The following is a 16,246-nucleotide window of genomic DNA, read 5'->3' as shown; positions in this document are numbered from 1 at the left end:
CGCAAGAGCCTGTCAAAGGGCTGGAATCATGGCGCGATATCGGGTCTAGTCGGGGCACGACCGGAAGGGAGGGTTCCATGAACTGCGTATTCGTCCAGATCCGATGCCGCCCCGGCACCGCGTATCGCGTGGCCGCCGACATCGCCCTGCGCGAAATCCATTCCGAACTTTACTCGACCAGCGGCGAGTATGACCTGCTCCTCAAGATCTACATTCCGAAGGAAGAGGATACGGGCAAATTCATCAACGACAACCTGCTGGACATCGACGGGATCGAACGCACGCTGACGACACTGACGTTCCGCGCGTTCTAGACTACTGGCATCAGGGAGGATGACATGAAATTCAGGACTCTGGCTCTGGGTGGCGCGCTCTGCGCGGCCCTGGCAGGCATGGCTTCGGCCGAGGTCAAGGTCGGCATGATCACAACGCTTTCCGGTGGGGGCGCAGGCCTTGGCATCGACGTGCGCGACGGGTTCATGCTGGCAATCGAACAATCGGGACGCACCGACATCGAGGTGGTGATCGAGGACGACCAGCGCAAACCGGACGTTGCCGTGCAGCTGGCCGACAAGCTGGTCCAGTCGGAAAAGGTGGACGTGCTGACCGGCATCATCTGGTCGAACCTGGCGATGGCGGTGGTGCCCTCGGTGACCGCACAGGGCAAGTTCTACCTCTCGCCCAACGCCGGGCCGTCGCAGCTGGCCGGTCGGGGCTGCAACAAGAACTATTTCAACGTGGCCTGGCAGAATGACGCCTTCAACGAGGCGGCCGGCGCCTGGGCGTCGGAGAACGGCATCGGCAAGGTCTTCCTGATGGCGCCGAACTACCCGGCGGGCAAGGACATGATCGCGGGCTTCAAGCGCTTCTTCAAGGGCGAGGTCAGCGAAGAGGTCTATACCAAGCTGGGCCAGACCGACTATGCCGCCGAGATCGCCCAGGTGAAGGCTTCGGATGCGGATATGGTCTATTACTTCCTGCCCGGTGGCATGGGCATCTCCTTCATGAAGCAATACGCAGGTTCAGGTGCAGAGAAACCGGTGATGGGTCCGGCCTTTTCCTTTGACCAGGGCATCCTGGGGGCCATCGGCGAAGCCGCGCTGGGGGTGAAGAACACCGCTCACTGGTCCAAGGACCTGGACGTTCCGGGCAACGCGGAATTCGTCGAGTCCTTTGTCGCCAAATACGATCGGTTGCCCTCGCTCTACGCGGCACAGGGGTTCGACACCGGGCTGCTGCTGGTCTCGGCCGCCGAGAAAGCGGATGTTTCGGATGCGGATGCCTTCCGCGCGGCGCTGGAAGCGGCGGACATCCAGTCGGTCCGGGGGGCGTTCAAATTCGGCGCCAACCATCACCCGATTCAGACCATCTACATGCGCGAAGTGGTCAAGGAAGGTGACGTCGTGACCAACAGGATCATCGGCACCGCCGCAACCGACCACACCGACGCCTACGGCGCCGACTGCAAGATGTAAGGACGCGCGGGGCGGCGCACGGCCGCCCCCCCTTTTCCGGGGCGGGGCTTTCTTCGGAATGCCCTGCCCGGGTCCGACGCGAAAGGCCACCCCTCCCGATGTCGCTTATCCTCATTGCCGAGCAGATCCTGAACGGTCTGCAATCCGGCATCATGCTGTTCCTGATGGCCGCCGGCCTGACGCTGATCTTCGGTGTCATGGGGCTGATCAACCTGGCGCATGGCTCTCTTTACATGGTGGGCGCCTTCTGTGCCGCGGCGGTCGCGGCAGCGACCGGATCTTTCGCCTTGGGGCTGGTGGCGGCGCTGGCAGGCGCGGCGGCGGCGGGCGCGCTGATCGAACTTGTGGTCATCCGACGGCTTTATGATCGCGACCACCTGGACCAGGTGCTGGCCACCTTTGCGCTGATCCTGGTCTTTTCCGAGGGCACACGCTGGGTCTTCGGGTCTTTCCCGCTCTACCTCGACGTGCCCGCCGCGCTCTCTGGCCCCGTGACCCTGCCCGGCGGCATCGAGTATCCGCTGTACCGCCTGACGCTGATCCTCGCCGGTCTCGCCGTGGCGGCAGGTCTCTTTTGGTTGATCGCGCGCACGCGGATCGGGATCCAGATCCGCGCCGGCGAAAACGACCGAGAGATGATTGCCGCGCTGGGTGTCGATATTGACCGGCTGTATACCTTCATCTTTGCCCTTGGCGCCGCCCTGGCCGGGCTGGCCGGCGCATTGGTCGGCGCGATCCAGTCGGTGCAGGTGGGTATGGGAGAGCCGGTGCTGATCCTCGCCTTCGTGACCATCGTCATCGGCGGTATCGGGTCGATCAAGGGCGCGCTCGTGGGGGCGCTTCTGGTGGGTCTGACAGAGACGCTGGGGTCGGTCTTTCTGCCGGAAGTCTTCAAGCTTTTCATGGCGCCCGCAGCGGCCACGCAGACCGGGGCCTCGCTCTCGTCTATGGCAATCTACATCCTGATGGCCGGTGTGCTGCTCTGGCGTCCGACAGGCCTGTTCGGAGCACGCGCATGACGTCCCGGCCTTTCCGCCCTTGTCGACCCCCGTGTTTCTTTGGGCCTGAAATAATCCGGGGGTGCGGGGGCTGGCCCCCGCTCCGGCGCAGGCCATCCCGCGCCGAGGCGAGGAAAGTGTCATGACCCGCGAAACCCTGTTCAATCTGGCCGTCCTCGCTGGGCTGATCGCCCTGCCCCTTTACGCGCATCTGGCCGAAGAGCCCTTTACCATCACGCTGGCCACCCGCGCCGTGATCCTGTCGCTGGCGGCGGTGGGGTTGAACATCGCGCTGGGGATCGGCGGGCTGGTCAGCCTCGGCCACGCGGTGTTTTTCGGCATCGGCGGTTACGCGATGGGCATCCTGGCCTTTCATGCGCAGAACTACATGCCCCTGATGGAGGCGCCATTCCTGATCGAGGGCACCAAGTCCATGCCGATGATCTGGCTGGTGGCGGTGATCGCCTCGGCGCTGGCAGCCCTGGTCATCGGCCTTCTGTCGTTGCGCACCAGCGGCGTCTATTTCATCATGATCACGCTCGCCTTCGGGCAGATGTTCTACTATTTCGCGATCTCCTGGTCGGCCTACGGCGGCGAGGACGGCATGTCGATTTACGTCCGCAACGATTTCCCGGGCCTGAACACGCTGGTCCCGATCCAGTTCTACGGCCTCTGCCTGGCGGCGCTGGTGCTGGCGCTGGGGTTCAACGGAGCCTTGGCGCGCTCTCGTTTCGGCCTCGCGCTGAACGCCGCGCGGCAGGTGCCCGAGCGGGTGCGTGCCGTGGGCCTGGACCCGTTCCGCCTGCGCCTTGTCGCCTTCACGATCTCGGGCGCCATCACCGGGCTGGCCGGGGCGCTTTTCGCGGACCTCAACCGCTTTGTCTCGCCCACCATGTTCAGCTGGCAGCTGTCGGGCGAATTCATCGTCTTCATCATCATCGGCGGCACCGCGCGGCTCTTTGGCCCGGTGGTCGGCGCCTGTCTTTTCGTGGTGCTGGAGCATTACATCGGCGGCTGGTCCGACTATTGGCACATCTGGTTTGGCCTGCTGCTGCTGGTCATCGTGCTGTTCGGTCGCGGCGGCGTCATCGGGTTGATCGCCGGAAAGGCGCGGGCGCATGGCTAAGGCGGTTCTGGAAACGAAGGGCCTGCGCAAGGCCTTCGGCGCCTTGCAGGCGACGGATGACGTCTCGATCTCGCTGCGCGCGGGAGAGATCCACGCCATCATCGGTCCGAACGGGGCCGGAAAATCGACGCTGATCGGGCAGATCAGCGGCGCGCTGACCCCGGATGCCGGGCAGGTGCTGCTGGGCGGCAAGGACGTCACCGGCCTGCCGGTGCAGGCCCGCGCCCGCGCCGGGCTGGCAAGAACCTTTCAGATCAGTCAGTTGGCGATGGAGGACACCGTCCTGCAGAACGCCGCTCTGGGGGCTCTTGGCGCCTTCGGGCGGCCCTTTGGCATGGTCCGCCCGGTGCTGCGCGACACCGCGATCCGGGACCGCGCCGAGGCGGCGCTGGAGCGGGTCGGGCTTCTCGACCAACGGGCGATGCGCACCGCAGAGCTGTCCCACGGGCAGCGGCGGCAACTGGAAGTCGCGGTGGCGCTGACGCTGGAGCCGCGTGCCTTTGTCATGGACGAACCGATGGCGGGGCTGGGCACCGAAGGCTCGGCCCGGCTGACCGGCTTTCTCGACGAACTGCGGTCACAGGCGCCGATCCTGCTTGTGGAACATGACATGGACGCGGTCTTTGCGCTGGCCGACCGGATCAGCGTGCTGGTCTATGGCCGGGTGATCGCCAGCGGCACGGTCGAGGAAATCCGGCGCGACCCGGCGGTGCGCGAAGCCTACCTGGGGGATGAGACATGAGCGCGCTCTTGCAGGTCGAGGGGCTGAAAGCCACTTATGGCGCCAGCCAGGCGCTCTTTGGCGTCGATCTCGAGGTCGCCTCGGGCGAGGTCGTGGCGCTGATGGGGCGCAACGGCATGGGCAAGACGACGACGGTGAAATGCATCTGTCGCCTGCTGCTGGCCGAAGGGCGTATTTCCTTTGACGGCAAGGACTTGCGCCGCCTGCCCGCGCATCGCGCTGCACGCCTGGGGATCGGACTGGTGCCCGAAGGTCGGCGCTGTTTCGCGGACCTGACGGTGCAGGAGAACCTGACCGCCGCCGCCCGCTCCGGCCCCTGGGACATGGACAAGGTCGGCGCGTTGTTCCCGCGCCTGAGCGAGCGAAAAAACCAAGTGGCGCGGTCGCTGTCCGGGGGCGAACAGCAGATGCTGGCGATCGGGCGGGCGCTGATGACAAACCCGCGCCTGCTGATCCTGGACGAGGCGACAGAGGGGCTGGCGCCGCTGATCCGGCAGGAGATCTGGGACGCGGTGGGGCGGCTGAAACGCGAGACGGGCATGGCCATCCTGATCATCGACAAGAGCCTGAAGGAACTGACGGCCGTGTCCGACCGGGCGGTAATTCTGAACCGGGGCCGCACGGTCTGGAACGGGTCTCTGGACGGGCTGGACCCGGAGATGGCGCACCGTTACCTCGGCGTCTGAACAAGGGCGAGGTCTGTACGTTTTGTACAAAACGTACAGCGATTCCAGCATTTCGTACAAAGCGGTCAGGTTTCGTTAACCGGCATCTTTCAAGCCTATTCGGACCCCAACGGGCGGATCATCAGATCCCATCCCGCAGGGGCTCGGCTGCTCGACCGGGACGCCCTCTTTCCAGCACCAAGGCGAGCGAGGAGACCTCGTCATCGAGGCCGATCAAACTGGCCAGCGGTTCGGCGGCGCAGCCTCCTCGATCAGCGCAGCGTCACGGCGGGGAGCCGTCGGACCATGCGCATCACTCGATCACGTAGCTTTTGAAGGCATAGCTGACAGTGCCACCATCGACCGCGACCTTGCCCGAAAGCTGACCCTTGTTCAGGTCCGCCACAACCAGACGCAGGGCCGATTTCAGCTGTGCCGCATCGCTGACGCCGCTGCTGCTGCAGAGGTAGCCGATCCGGTGTTCGCCCTTTTCGTCCTTTTCCTGCACCACGACGGCATAGCGGCTGGTGGGCGTGACCTGATAGCGGGTCTGGCCGGGGCCGAGATCGACCTTCTCGAAGATATCCAGCGGGATCGGCGTCAGTTGCAGGCTGGGCGAGATGTCGACAAAGGCGGGCGTGCAGTCGGACGGCATGTCGGCGACCAGCGACAGTTCCCCGCCCAGGCCGAGGCTTGCGGGAAAGGCCGACATGAGCATCGGCAGGGCCTTTGGCTCGGCCCGAGCGGCTTTATTCAGCACCTTGGAGGCGGCAAGGATTTCGGACATCGGCACGCCGTAGTTGACCCCCGTCCTGCGGCTGCCGGAATTGTGCAGCGCGATCACCTGGCGCGCGGAACTGTCGATGATCGGAGAGCCGGAATTGCCCCCCAGCGTATCGCAGGTATGGCGCACCCGCTGCCCGGACTGGGTTTCGGGCGCCTTTTCCAGCGGCGGGCGCGCGGCGCGGCAGCCCTCGCGGCTGATATGCTGCGACTTGCCCATCGGGTGGCCGATGATCCAGAAGGGCATCCCCTCCACCGGCGCGGCATTGGACAGGGGCAGCGGCGGAAAGCGATCGGTCGGCACGCCGGTCACCTCAAGCACGGAATAATCCAGCTCTGCCGAGCTTTCGACCGGGACCGGATTGACGGTGAACCGCGCGGTTTCCTCGTCCCGTCCCGGCTCGACGAAACCGGCGATCCAGGTGACAGAGGTGATTTCGGTGGCGCCGATGCGCGGATCTTCCAGCACGCCGGGGATGCAATGGTAGTTGGTCAGGATATGTGTGGCATCCACCAGGAAGGCGGTGCAGGGGTTTTCGCCCGCGTCGGTCCGGATCTGCAGCTTGCCGACACCCCGGCCCAACCTGCGGAAGTCCGCGCTTTTGGAATAGGTGTAGATCGCCTCGTTGTTGTAGCCCTCGATGGCCAGCTCTTTCTGGATTTCGTCCTGGGCCGAGGCGAGGACGGGCAAGACACAAAGCGCCACCGCAGAGACAGCAGCAAACGGGCGGGAAACGCGGGGCATGGCAATCCTCTGGTCAGACAAATCCGATAGGAGCATAGCAAATCCCTACCTGCGCGCTTGGAAAAAATGCGGTAAGTGGAAAAAGATGGGGATTTCGGTTATCTTGTCCCCGTATTTCCCGGGGGCCACGATGCACCGTTCATTTCACAGCCTGAGCCTTGCCGCCTGCGCCTGGCCCGCGCGGGCCTTGGCGGGCATCCGGACGGTGGAACCTGGCTTTGACGACCTCAAGGTGCCCGCCGCTGCCGCGAACCGCCGGGGGCAGCTGGTCATCGTTCCGACCTTCTCGCTTTCCTTCTGACCAACGCTGGATATTGCAATGACCAAGACGTTCCTTCCTCTTTTCGCCGCCGCGCTGGTCCTGCCCGGTGCGGTTCTTGCCCAGTCCACGGTGACGCTGGACAGCTTTTCGCTGGGGGATCCGCCCAAGCCCGATGCTGCCGCCGCCGAGATGCGCGATTGCCTGGTCGACCCGTCCGCCTGCGACAGCGCCGAGTTCGGCGGTGGCGCGAAGTTCACGCTGGACGACGTGGTGAACCTGGGCGTGGTCGAGCGCAAGCCCAAGCCGCCGGCCTCGGCGACACCCGCGCGGGCCGGGGGGACAATCGCGATCGAGGATCGCACGAAGACGCCCGAGCCTCTGCCCACCATCGACCTGGAGGTGCTCTTTGCCTACGACTCGGACGCGCTGACCCCGCAGGCAATGGCAAAACTCTCGACCCTGACCAATGCGCTGAGCGATCCGGGCCTGAAGGGCAGCAAGCTGATCTTTATCGGGCATACGGATGCGGTGGGCAGCGCCGCATACAACAAATCGCTGTCGCAGCGCCGTGCCGATGCCGTGGCCCGCTATGTCCAGAACACCATGCGCCTGGGCACCGGGCAGATCGAGGCGGTGGGCGTCGGCTTTGACTATCTCAAGGACACCCGCCGTCCCGACGCGGCAGAGAACCGCCGCGTGCAGCTGGTGCTGGTGCCCGGCGCCTGATCACAGGGGAGCTTTGCGGACGACAGGGGGCCTTACGGCCCCCTTTTTGCTGCGCGGCTGGGCAAAGGGCGGGAAAACCGCAGGTTTCTGGCCGGGGCAGAATTTTACCGTTTGATAAAATTCCGACCTGTGGCAGGCTGAGTCTCAGAACATGACAAAAACAGGGAGAGGCCATGACCAGCCCGCAGACCCCCGGCATCCAGTCCGGGCGCCTCAGCCAGGATCAATTGGCTCGGAATTTCGAGGATCTTCACACGCCTTATGACGCGCATGAGGCGGCGGTGGCGGCGGATCGCTGCTATTTCTGCCACGACGCGCCCTGCGTGACCGCCTGCCCCACCGAAATCGACATCCCGCTGTTCATCCGGCAGATCGCCACCGGCCAGCCCGAGGCGGCGGCGAAGACGATCTTTGAACAGAACATCCTGGGCGGCATGTGCGCCCGCGTCTGCCCGACCGAAACGCTCTGCGAAGAGGCCTGCGTGCGCGAAACGGCCGAGGGCAAGCCGGTCGAGATCGGGCGCCTGCAACGCTATTCCACCGATGCGCTGATGTCGCGGCAGGGCCATCCCTTTGCCCGCGCGCCGGAAACCGGCAAGCGCGTGGCCGTGGTCGGCGCCGGACCCGCGGGCCTGTCCTGCGCGCACCGACTGGCGATGAAGGGTCATGCCGTGACGATCTACGAGGCACGCCCCAAGCCCGGCGGGCTGAACGAATTCGGCATCGCCGCCTACAAGACCGTGGACGGCTATGCCGCGCGCGAGGTTGACTGGCTGATGGGCATCGGCGGGATCAGCATCGAATACGGCAGCGCACTGGGGGTCGAGGTTTCCCTGGACGGCCTGCGCGAGAATTTCGACGCCGTTTTCCTGGGTGTCGGCCTGGCCGGGGTGAACCTGCTGGAGCTCGAGGGGGGTGAAAAATCCGGGGTCGAGGACGCGGTGCACTTCATCTCGGACCTGCGGCAAAGCGCGGACCTCGCCGCCCTGCCAGTGGGCCGCAACGTGGTGGTGATCGGCGGCGGCATGACCGCGGTGGATGCCGCCGTGCAGTCGAAACTTCTGGGCGCCGAGAGTGTGACGCTGGCCTATCGCCGCGCGCGCGAGGAGATGCCAGCCAGCGGCTTTGAACAGGACCTGGCGGCCTCGAAGGGCGTGCGATTGATGTTCAACGTGATGCCGGTGGCCATGCATGGCAACGGCGCGGTGCGCGAGATCGAGCTGGAATACACGGCGCTGGTGGACGGCAAACTGCAGGGCACGGGCGAGACGACCCGCCTGCCCGCCGACCAGGTGTTCCGCGCCATTGGCCAGACGCTTGCGCCCGTCGACGGGCTGGACCTGGAGGGCCGCAAACTCAGGGTGACGGACACGGGCCGCACCTCTGTCGCGGGGGTCTGGGCCGGGGGCGACTGCACGCCCGGCGAGGACCTGACCGTGGTCGCCGTGGCCGAGGGCCGCGACGCCGCAGAGGACATTCACGCGACGCTGATGGCGGCGGCGGGGTAAACCCCGCCCTACGCCTCACCCCAAACGGAAGATGAGACATGGCTGATCTGACAACCGACTTCCTGGGCATCACCTCGCCCAACCCTTTCTGGCTGGCCTCGGCGCCGCCGACCGACAAGGAATACAACGTCCGCCGCGCCTTTGAGGCCGGCTGGGGCGGCGTGGTCTGGAAAACCCTAGGCGAGGAAGGCCCGCCCGTCGTGAACGTGAACGGGCCGCGCTATGGCGTGGTCCACGGCGCCGACCGGCGTGTGCTGGGCATCAACAACATCGAACTCATAACCGACCGGCCATTGGAAACCAATCTCGAGGAAATGGCGCGGGTCAAGGCGGATTACCCGGACCGCGCGCTGATCGCCTCGATCATGGTGCCCTGCGACGAGGCGTCGTGGAAAGCGATCCTGCCGCGCGTGGCAGAGACGGGCTGTGACGGGATCGAGCTGAACTTTGGCTGTCCGCACGGGATGTCCGAACGCGGCATGGGCAGCGCCGTCGGCCAGGTGCCGGAATACATCGAGATGGTCACCCGCTGGTGCAAGCAATACTACGACAAGCCGGTGATCGTGAAGCTGACCCCCAACATCACCGACATCCGCAAGCCCGCCGCCGCGGCCAAGAACGGCGGCGCGGACGCGGTGAGCCTGATTAACACGATCAACTCCATCACCTCGGTCGATCTCGACAATTTCGCGCCCGAACCGACCATCGACGGCAAGGGCAGCCACGGCGGCTATTGCGGCCCGGCAGTAAAGCCGATTGCCCTGTCGATGGTGTCCGAGATCGCGCGCAGCCAGGACACCCAGGGGCTGCCGATCAGCGGCATCGGCGGCGTGACCACCTGGCGCGACGCGGCGGAATTCATGGTGCTGGGCTGTGGCAACGTGCAGGTCTGCACAGCAGCCATGACCTATGGCTTCAGGATCGTCGAAGAGATGAAGCGCGGGCTCAGCCAGTGGATGGACGAGAAGGGCTATCGCTCGACGTCGGAATTCATCGGCAAGGCCGTGCCCAATGTCACCGACTGGCAGTACCTGAACCTGAACTACGTCACCAAGGCAAAGATCGACCAGGACGCCTGCATCAAGTGCGGCCGCTGCTATGCCGCCTGCGAGGACACCAGCCACCAGGCGATCTGGATGAAGGAAGGCCGGGTCTTCGAGGTCAACGACGCGGAATGCGTGGCCTGCAACCTGTGCATTGACGTCTGCCCGGTCGAGGAATGCATCACGATGGAACGGATGGAGGCGGGCAGCACCGACCCGCGCACCGGCAAGACCGTGTCGGACGATTACGCCAACTGGACGACCCATCCCAACAACCCGATGGCCAAGGCGGCGGAATAACGCGGCGCTTTGCACCACTTGCCGAGGACAGCAGAGGCGCGCCCTTCCCCGGACGCGCCTTTATCCTTTCGACGCCCCCCCCGACCGACGCTTGCCCACCTGCGGCGCGCTTGGCATCCTGCCAGCGGGAGGAAGATGATGCGCCTGTTCAACCTGACCCGCTGGCCGACGCCGTCGGTCTTCCTTTTGGCTGGCGGCACCGCCGCCACCTTTGCGTTTGTGACCGTGAACCTGTTTTCGCAGGCCATGGCGAGCCTTGCCTTCCTGCGGAGATTCGGATGGACCGCAATCCAGCATGGCGCGCTTTGGCAGGTCGGTGAATTGATCCTTTGGGGCAGCCTCGCCCTGGCTTGCTGGCTGGTCTTCAAGATCTGCGAACGGGTGCTGGAGGACCGGTATTTCGACTGGGCGCACCGGCGGGACCGCGACGGATAGGGTAAGGGAAACCCAACCCGGCCTGCCGTTTCACCCCGGACCTGCCGAACCTATGTTACCGGTCAAAGATATTGTTGTCCGAGGCCATTATTCCATGAAAACCAGTGATCTTTCCAGGCCATCCAATGATCTGGTCAGGCGGAGCGTGCCGCTTGACGGAGATGTTCTCTTTGTCAGCCAGCCGTCCCGGAACCCGCATATCGTTGCCTTTCAGCGCGCGTTGCGGGCCGGGAACGAGGCATGGTCACACTGCGCCGTGCTGGGCAGCCCCTGTGAAGTTCTGGAAACGAAGGTCGGGCAGAGGGCGCATATCAAGATGCTGCACGACTGGAAGGCAGGGCGCGCGGGCTACGGGATCCGGGTAATGCGGCACCCCTTGGCCGGACAAGGCGACCTGACCGATGCTGTGTCGGATGCCGCCGCCTATTGGCTGGACGAGGCCTATGCCCTGACCGAGATCCTGGGCGGCAGCGGTCTAGACGAAGGACGGTCGATCTGTTCGACCCTGACGGCACGGACGCTGATCCGTGCGCGACTGCTTGACCCGGGCCGGGTCAGCGGGGGCCGGGTTCTTCCCGGGGCGTTGATGGCCCTGCTGGAGGAGGAAGGGTGGGACAGTTTTTCCCCGGCGGACGACTATTTCGCGGCGCCGACGCTGGGTGTCTTCCCCTTGGTCAAGCTGACGGCCAGCCTTGACCGCCTGCCCCTCGCCGACGAGGTCTCCGGGATCGCCGCGCGGGCGTCGGCACTGCGCAAGCGCGCCTTGCAGGAGACCGAGGGGCTTGGCGCGCCGGTGGATCGGTGCTTTGCGATGCGCCTACTGCACGATGGCGGAGTGCTGCGCTGGCTGGCCGATTTTCGGTGGCTTCAGATCAGGCTGGCCCTGACCAGGGTGGACGCGCCCCCGCGCGCCGCGGGGAACTGGGCGCTGAAGGACAGGGCCGCAACGGCGGCCCGGGCAGAGGCGCAGGCCCATGAGGACGACCGCGAGGTGATCGAACAGCTGGTGGCAACCGTCGAGCAGGCATTGGGTCGGATCGAGGCTTTTTTGCCTCTCAACACCGACGCATGGCGAGGTCTGGATCCGGCAGCCGGGGTTCAACGGTTGGTCGAGGCGCAAGCCATAGCGGACAGCGACTTTGCCAAGGTGGTTGGCCAGCGGCCGGGTGCCTTCGACAGGGAACACTACGAGATCGGCCCAGATCGGACAGGCACGTCGAACGTCACTCTGCCGGAAGTGCTGCCCGCCGAGGTGCAGGCGCATCTCGAAGATCACGCAGCCTTGCTGGACCGGGTCGAGGCGGTTGCGAAGGAGGCGCGGGCCAACAGGGCCCGGCTGGACGAGGTGCTGGACCCCGTCGCGCGCGGGACCCTGGAAGGATTGTGCGAGGAGTGGTCCCGGCGGCTGGACGCGCTTGTCCGGGATCAGACGACCCTTGCCCGCGATCCGCTATCCCTGCCCTAGGGCGTAGGGTCAGGGCGTCAGCAGGCGACGGAACAGCAATTCCAGATGCGTCTCAGCCCCGGGATAGGGATCGTCGTTGTTCAGAACGGCGCGCACCTGCACGTCGAAATCCGCGTAGTGCTGGGTCAGCGACCAGACGGAGAACATCAGGTGGCGCGGGTCGACCGGCGCCAGCCGCCCCTCTGCGATCCAGCCCTCGATCACGGTCGACAGCCTGTCGACCATCCCTCGCAGCTCGCCCTCGAGCACCGGGATGATACGCGGCGCGCCCTGAACGATCTCATTGGCGAACAGCCGGCTTTGACGGGGAAAGTCCCGCGACATCTGCAACTTGCGCCGGACGTAGCCAAGCAGTTCCTCGACCGGCTCTCCCTTTGGGTCGATGGCCTGCAAAGGGTCCAGCCAGGTTTCCAGGAGCCCGCGCAGGAGCGCCTCGTAGATCGCCTCCTTGGAAGGGTAGTAGTAGAGCAGGTTGGGTTTCGACAGGCCCGCCTCGCTGGCGATTCGATCCAGGGTGGCGCCGCGAAACCCCGCTTCGGAAAAGACCGTCAGCCCGGCTTCGAGAATGGCCTCGCGCTTGGCCCGCTGGATGCGGGTCTGCGGCGCGGCTTTTGCGCCTTGTCCCGATGCCGATTTTCCGATCATGGCCACGCGCCCCCTGCCCTATTTAACAGCATCTGCCGGATTTGGCGGCAGGACGCTTGACTGACTCCTGACCTCTGGTAGCGTTGATTTGACCGGTTGGTCAAATCGGAACGCCCGCGAGAGACGGGGAATTTCACGGGGAGATACGACATGGCCGCACCTGCTGCAAACATGACCATCAATGCCGACCGGCTGTGGGACAGCCTGATGGAGATGGCCAAGATCGGCCCCGGCGTCGCCGGGGGCAACAACCGCCAGACCCTGACCGACGCCGATGGCGAGGGACGCGCCCTGTTCCAGCGCTGGTGCGAAGAGGCCGGCTGCACCATGGGGCTGGACACGATGGGCAACATGTTCGCCCGGCGCGAGGGCACGGACCCGGATGCGCTGCCGGTCTATGTCGGCAGCCACCTCGACACGCAGCCGACCGGCGGCAAATACGACGGGGTGTTGGGCGTCCTGGGCGGGCTGGAAATCCTGCGGACACTGAACGACCTCGACATCAAGACCAAACACCCGATCGTCGTGACCAACTGGACCAACGAGGAAGGCACGCGCTTTGCGCCGGCCATGCTGTCCTCGGGCGTCTTTGCCGGGGTGCACGCGCAGGATTGGGCCTATGCGCGCGAGGATGCCGAGGGCAAGTCGTTCGGCGACGAGCTGGTGCGGATCGGCTGGAAGGGCGACGAAGAGGTCGGCGGGCGCGAGATGCATGCCTTCTTTGAACTGCACATCGAACAGGGGCCGATCCTGGAGGCCGAGGGCATCGACGTGGGGGTTGTCACGCATGGCCAGGGGCTGTCGTGGACGCAGGTGACGGTGACCGGCAAGGATGCGCATACCGGATCGACCCCGATGCCGATGCGCAAGAACGCAGGGCTGGCGATGGCGCGCATCCTGGAAAAGGTCGAGGAAATCGCGCTGAGCCACGCGCCCCACGCGGTAGGCGCGGCGGGCCATATCGACATCTACCCCAACTCGCGCAACGTGATCCCGGGCAAGGCGGTCTTCACAGTCGATTTCCGATCGCCCGAACTGGCGGTGATCCGGGACATGGAGGCGCGGCTCAAGGTGTCGGCGGAAGAGATCTGTACCCACATGGGGCTGGAGGTGGAATTCGAGAAGGTCGGCGGCTTTGACCCGGTTGATTTCGACGAGACCTGTGTCGCGGCGGTGCGCAACGCGGCGGACCGGCTGGGCTACAGCCATATGAACATCATCTCGGGCGCCGGGCATGACGCCTGCTGGATCAACCAGGTGGCGCCGACGGCGATGGTGATGTGCCCCTGCGTCGATGGCCTGAGCCACAACGAGGCCGAGGAGATTTCCAAGGACTGGGCCAAGGCCGGGGCGGATGTGCTGTTCCACGCGGTGGTGGAGACGGCGGAGATCGTGGAGTGACGGTGCCACCCCGCGCATACGCAGTCCCGGGCCTGACCCGGGACCTCCTGTCGGCCGAGGGGAGAGGTCCCGGGTCAGGCCCGGGACTGCGTTGGGAAATCGTTAACCAAGTCGCGCGAATGTCCTGGAATGGCGTTCTATACCTATATCGCGGCCTGCCAGTCGAACACTGCCATCTATATCGGCGTGACCGGCGACCTGCGGAAACGCATGGCCGAACACCGGTCCGGCCTCGGGTCCGTGCATACGGCGAAGTATCGCATCAGGAAGCTCGTCTACTACGAGGCCCACGAAACGCTGCCGGAGGCCATCGCGCGCGAGCGCAAGCTGAAACGATGGCGACGGGCGTGGAAAGACGCTCTCATCAAGGAAATCAATCCGAACTGGTCCGACTTGATCATGGACACCTCGTTTCTCTGAGGTCCCGGATCAGGTCCGGGACTGCGTCACGCAGGGAGACACACCAATGACCACAGTCATCAAGAACGGCACCATCGTCACGGCGGATCTCAGCTACAAGGGGGATGTGCTGGTCGAGAACGGCATCATCACCGAGATCGGCGAGAACCTGAAAGGCGACGAGGAGCTGGACGCCACCGGCTGTTACGTCATGCCGGGCGGGATCGATCCGCATACGCACCTGGAAATGCCCTTCATGGGCACCTATTCCACCGATGATTTCGACAGTGGCACCCGCGCCGCGCTGGCGGGCGGCACGACGATGGTGGTGGATTTCGCCCTGCCCTCGCCCGATGGCCAGGGCCTGCTGGACGCGCTGCAGATGTGGGACAACAAGTCGGGCCGCGCGCATTGCGACTATTCCTACCACATGGCGGTGACCTGGTGGGGGGAACAGATCTTTGACGAGATGAAGACGGTCGTCGAGGATCGCGGCATCACCACCTTCAAGCACTTCATGGCCTACAAGGGCGCGCTGATGGTGCAGGACGACGAGATGTTCGCCAGTTTCCAGCGCGTCGGCGAGCTGGGCGGGATCGCCCTTGTCCACGCCGAGAACGGCGACGTGGTGGCGGACCTGTCGCAAAAGCTGCTGTCGGAGGGCAATACCGGGCCCGAGGCGCATGCCTATTCGCGTCCGCCGCAGGTCGAGGGCGAGGCCGCCAACCGTGCCATCATGATCGCGGACATGGCGGGCGTGCCTTTGTATATCGTCCATGTCAGCTGCGAAGAGGCGCATGAGGCGATCCGGCGCGCGCGCCAGCAGGGCAAGCGCGTCTGGGGCGAGCCGCTGATCCAGCACCTGACTCTGGACGAAAGCGAGTATTTCAACCAGGATTGGGACCATGCGGCGCGCCGCGTCATGTCGCCCCCTTTCCGCAACCAGAAGCACCAGGAGAGCCTTTGGAACGGCCTGATGTCCGGGTCTCTCTCGGTCGTGGCGACGGACCATTGCGCCTTTACCACCGATCAGAAACGCTATGGCGTCGGCGATTTCACCAAGATCCCCAACGGCACCGGCGGCCTTGAGGACCGGCTGCCGATGCTCTGGACGCATGGGGTGGGCACCGGGCGGCTGACGCCCGAGGAATTCGTCGCCATGACCTCGACCAATATCGCCAAGATCCTGAACTGCTACCCGCGCAAGGGCGCGATCCGGGTGGGGTCGGACGCGGATATCGTGGTCTGGGACCCGGAAAAGGAAAAGACCATCACTGCCGCAAGCCAGGTGTCGGCCATTGATTACAACGTCTTCGAAGGCAAAGAGGTCAAGGGCCTGCCACGGTTCACCCTGACACGCGGCCATGTGGCGGTGCATGACGGCGAGCTGCGCTCGCGCGAGGGCCACGGGCAATTCGTCAAGCGCACACCGGGCACGCCGACGAACAAGGCGCTGTCGAAGTGGAAGGAACTGACCGCGCCGCGCCCGGTAAAACGCACGGGAATCCCGGCGAGCGGGGTGTGAGCG

Annotated in this window: 17 protein-coding genes; 15 read left to right on the top strand and 2 right to left on the bottom strand. The window is 65.2% G+C overall.

Annotation, left to right across the window (positions count from 1 at the left end):
* The first annotated feature begins 77 nt into the window (after positions 1–77).
* The 6 genes from KZZ07_RS05135 (at position 78) to KZZ07_RS05110 (ending at position 5,027) form a co-directional block, all read left to right on the top strand.
* A complete protein-coding gene (locus KZZ07_RS05135; protein WP_219512670.1) occupies positions 78–314 on the top strand; it encodes an Lrp/AsnC ligand binding domain-containing protein in 237 nt (78 codons plus the stop codon).
* Between the two features lie 24 nt (positions 315–338).
* A complete protein-coding gene (locus KZZ07_RS05130; RefSeq protein WP_219512668.1) occupies positions 339–1,475 on the top strand; it encodes an ABC transporter substrate-binding protein in 1,137 nt (378 codons plus the stop codon).
* 98 nt (positions 1,476–1,573) lie between these two features.
* Positions 1,574–2,494 carry a branched-chain amino acid ABC transporter permease gene (locus tag KZZ07_RS05125; RefSeq protein WP_219512666.1) on the top strand — a complete coding sequence of 307 codons (921 nt, stop codon included), beginning with the start codon at positions 1,574–1,576 and terminating at the stop codon, positions 2,492–2,494.
* Between the two features lie 121 nt (positions 2,495–2,615).
* Positions 2,616–3,599, top strand: a complete 984-nt coding sequence (locus tag KZZ07_RS05120) for a branched-chain amino acid ABC transporter permease (RefSeq protein ID WP_219512664.1) — start codon at positions 2,616–2,618, stop codon at positions 3,597–3,599.
* The gene (locus tag KZZ07_RS05115; protein WP_219512662.1) at positions 3,592–4,341 is read left to right on the top strand and encodes an ABC transporter ATP-binding protein; all 750 of its coding nucleotides are present in this window, start codon (positions 3,592–3,594) and stop codon (positions 4,339–4,341) included. Before KZZ07_RS05120 ends, KZZ07_RS05115 begins: the two co-directional genes overlap by 8 nt.
* Complete coding sequence (locus KZZ07_RS05110) at positions 4,338–5,027, top strand: ABC transporter ATP-binding protein (RefSeq protein WP_219512661.1); 690 nt, start codon at positions 4,338–4,340, stop codon at positions 5,025–5,027. The genes KZZ07_RS05115 and KZZ07_RS05110 overlap by 4 nt, the downstream gene beginning before the upstream one ends.
* 292 nt (positions 5,028–5,319) lie before the next feature.
* On the opposite strand, the gene KZZ07_RS05105 is transcribed toward KZZ07_RS05110, so the two are convergent.
* On the bottom strand, positions 5,320–6,534 hold the full coding sequence (locus tag KZZ07_RS05105) for a trypsin-like serine peptidase (protein ID WP_219512659.1): 1,215 nt from the start codon (positions 6,532–6,534) through the stop codon (positions 5,320–5,322).
* A gap of 130 nt (positions 6,535–6,664) precedes the next feature.
* Here KZZ07_RS05105 and KZZ07_RS05100 point away from each other — a divergent pair, with 130 nt between their 5' ends.
* The 6 genes from KZZ07_RS05100 to KZZ07_RS05075 all read left to right on the top strand — a co-directional run bounded on the left by KZZ07_RS05100 (position 6,665) and on the right by KZZ07_RS05075 (position 12,273).
* Positions 6,665–6,835 (top strand): hypothetical protein, encoded by a 171-nt coding sequence (locus tag KZZ07_RS05100; protein WP_219512657.1) that lies wholly within the window; start codon positions 6,665–6,667, stop codon positions 6,833–6,835.
* An 18-nt stretch (positions 6,836–6,853) separates the two neighbouring features.
* Positions 6,854–7,522, top strand: coding sequence for an OmpA family protein (locus KZZ07_RS05095; protein WP_219512656.1), 669 nt, complete (start codon positions 6,854–6,856; stop codon positions 7,520–7,522).
* 173 nt (positions 7,523–7,695) lie between these two features.
* Positions 7,696–9,030 (top strand): NAD(P)-dependent oxidoreductase, encoded by a 1,335-nt coding sequence (locus KZZ07_RS05090; RefSeq protein ID WP_219512655.1) that lies wholly within the window; start codon positions 7,696–7,698, stop codon positions 9,028–9,030.
* Positions 9,031–9,068: 38 nt separating this feature from the next.
* Entirely contained in the window at positions 9,069–10,373 is a 1,305-nt protein-coding gene (gene preA, locus KZZ07_RS05085; RefSeq protein ID WP_219512654.1) for an NAD-dependent dihydropyrimidine dehydrogenase subunit PreA, read from the top strand.
* A 138-nt stretch (positions 10,374–10,511) separates the two neighbouring features.
* A complete protein-coding gene (locus KZZ07_RS05080) occupies positions 10,512–10,808 on the top strand; it encodes a hypothetical protein (protein ID WP_219512653.1) in 297 nt (98 codons plus the stop codon).
* Positions 10,809–10,953: 145 nt separating this feature from the next.
* The gene (locus tag KZZ07_RS05075) at positions 10,954–12,273 is read left to right on the top strand and encodes a hypothetical protein (protein ID WP_219512652.1); all 1,320 of its coding nucleotides are present in this window, start codon (positions 10,954–10,956) and stop codon (positions 12,271–12,273) included.
* A gap of 9 nt (positions 12,274–12,282) precedes the next feature.
* Here the strand turns inward: KZZ07_RS05075 and KZZ07_RS05070 are convergent, their stop codons facing one another.
* Complete coding sequence (locus tag KZZ07_RS05070) at positions 12,283–12,918, bottom strand: TetR family transcriptional regulator C-terminal domain-containing protein (RefSeq protein ID WP_219512651.1); 636 nt, start codon at positions 12,916–12,918, stop codon at positions 12,283–12,285.
* Between the two features lie 150 nt (positions 12,919–13,068).
* Between KZZ07_RS05070 and KZZ07_RS05065 the strand changes: the two genes are divergently transcribed.
* The 3 genes from KZZ07_RS05065 (at position 13,069) to hydA (ending at position 16,243) form a co-directional block, all read left to right on the top strand.
* Positions 13,069–14,319 carry a Zn-dependent hydrolase gene (locus KZZ07_RS05065; RefSeq protein WP_219512650.1) on the top strand — a complete coding sequence of 417 codons (1,251 nt, stop codon included), beginning with the start codon at positions 13,069–13,071 and terminating at the stop codon, positions 14,317–14,319.
* Between the two features lie 129 nt (positions 14,320–14,448).
* Positions 14,449–14,739 carry a GIY-YIG nuclease family protein gene (locus KZZ07_RS05060; protein WP_219512649.1) on the top strand — a complete coding sequence of 97 codons (291 nt, stop codon included), beginning with the start codon at positions 14,449–14,451 and terminating at the stop codon, positions 14,737–14,739.
* Positions 14,740–14,785: 46 nt separating this feature from the next.
* The gene (gene hydA / locus KZZ07_RS05055) at positions 14,786–16,243 is read left to right on the top strand and encodes a dihydropyrimidinase (RefSeq protein ID WP_219512648.1); all 1,458 of its coding nucleotides are present in this window, start codon (positions 14,786–14,788) and stop codon (positions 16,241–16,243) included.
* Positions 16,244–16,246 lie beyond the last annotated feature (3 nt).

Source organism: Mameliella sp. CS4 (assembly GCF_019392335.1).
Taxonomy (GTDB): Bacteria; Pseudomonadota; Alphaproteobacteria; order Rhodobacterales; family Rhodobacteraceae; genus Antarctobacter.
Note: the sequence above shows the minus strand (reverse complement) of the source record. Positions and strands in the feature narration are given on the sequence as shown.

Coding starts and splice junctions, on each gene's coding strand:
- KZZ07_RS05120 (WP_219512664.1), top strand. CDS start 2,616: ATGACCCGCGAAACCCTGTTCAATCTGGCCGTCCTCGCTGGGCTGATC.
- preA (WP_219512654.1), top strand. CDS start 9,069: ATGGCTGATCTGACAACCGACTTCCTGGGCATCACCTCGCCCAACCCT.
- KZZ07_RS05095 (WP_219512656.1), top strand. CDS start 6,854: ATGACCAAGACGTTCCTTCCTCTTTTCGCCGCCGCGCTGGTCCTGCCC.
- KZZ07_RS05080 (WP_219512653.1), top strand. CDS start 10,512: ATGCGCCTGTTCAACCTGACCCGCTGGCCGACGCCGTCGGTCTTCCTT.
- KZZ07_RS05065 (WP_219512650.1), top strand. CDS start 13,069: ATGGCCGCACCTGCTGCAAACATGACCATCAATGCCGACCGGCTGTGG.
- KZZ07_RS05070 (WP_219512651.1), bottom strand. CDS start 12,918: ATGATCGGAAAATCGGCATCGGGACAAGGCGCAAAAGCCGCGCCGCAG.
- KZZ07_RS05060 (WP_219512649.1), top strand. CDS start 14,449: ATGGCGTTCTATACCTATATCGCGGCCTGCCAGTCGAACACTGCCATC.
- KZZ07_RS05125 (WP_219512666.1), top strand. CDS start 1,574: ATGTCGCTTATCCTCATTGCCGAGCAGATCCTGAACGGTCTGCAATCC.
- hydA (WP_219512648.1), top strand. CDS start 14,786: ATGACCACAGTCATCAAGAACGGCACCATCGTCACGGCGGATCTCAGC.
- KZZ07_RS05100 (WP_219512657.1), top strand. CDS start 6,665: ATGCACCGTTCATTTCACAGCCTGAGCCTTGCCGCCTGCGCCTGGCCC.
- KZZ07_RS05115 (WP_219512662.1), top strand. CDS start 3,592: ATGGCTAAGGCGGTTCTGGAAACGAAGGGCCTGCGCAAGGCCTTCGGC.
- KZZ07_RS05110 (WP_219512661.1), top strand. CDS start 4,338: ATGAGCGCGCTCTTGCAGGTCGAGGGGCTGAAAGCCACTTATGGCGCC.
- KZZ07_RS05090 (WP_219512655.1), top strand. CDS start 7,696: ATGACCAGCCCGCAGACCCCCGGCATCCAGTCCGGGCGCCTCAGCCAG.
- KZZ07_RS05130 (WP_219512668.1), top strand. CDS start 339: ATGAAATTCAGGACTCTGGCTCTGGGTGGCGCGCTCTGCGCGGCCCTG.
- KZZ07_RS05135 (WP_219512670.1), top strand. CDS start 78: ATGAACTGCGTATTCGTCCAGATCCGATGCCGCCCCGGCACCGCGTAT.
- KZZ07_RS05105 (WP_219512659.1), bottom strand. CDS start 6,534: ATGCCCCGCGTTTCCCGCCCGTTTGCTGCTGTCTCTGCGGTGGCGCTT.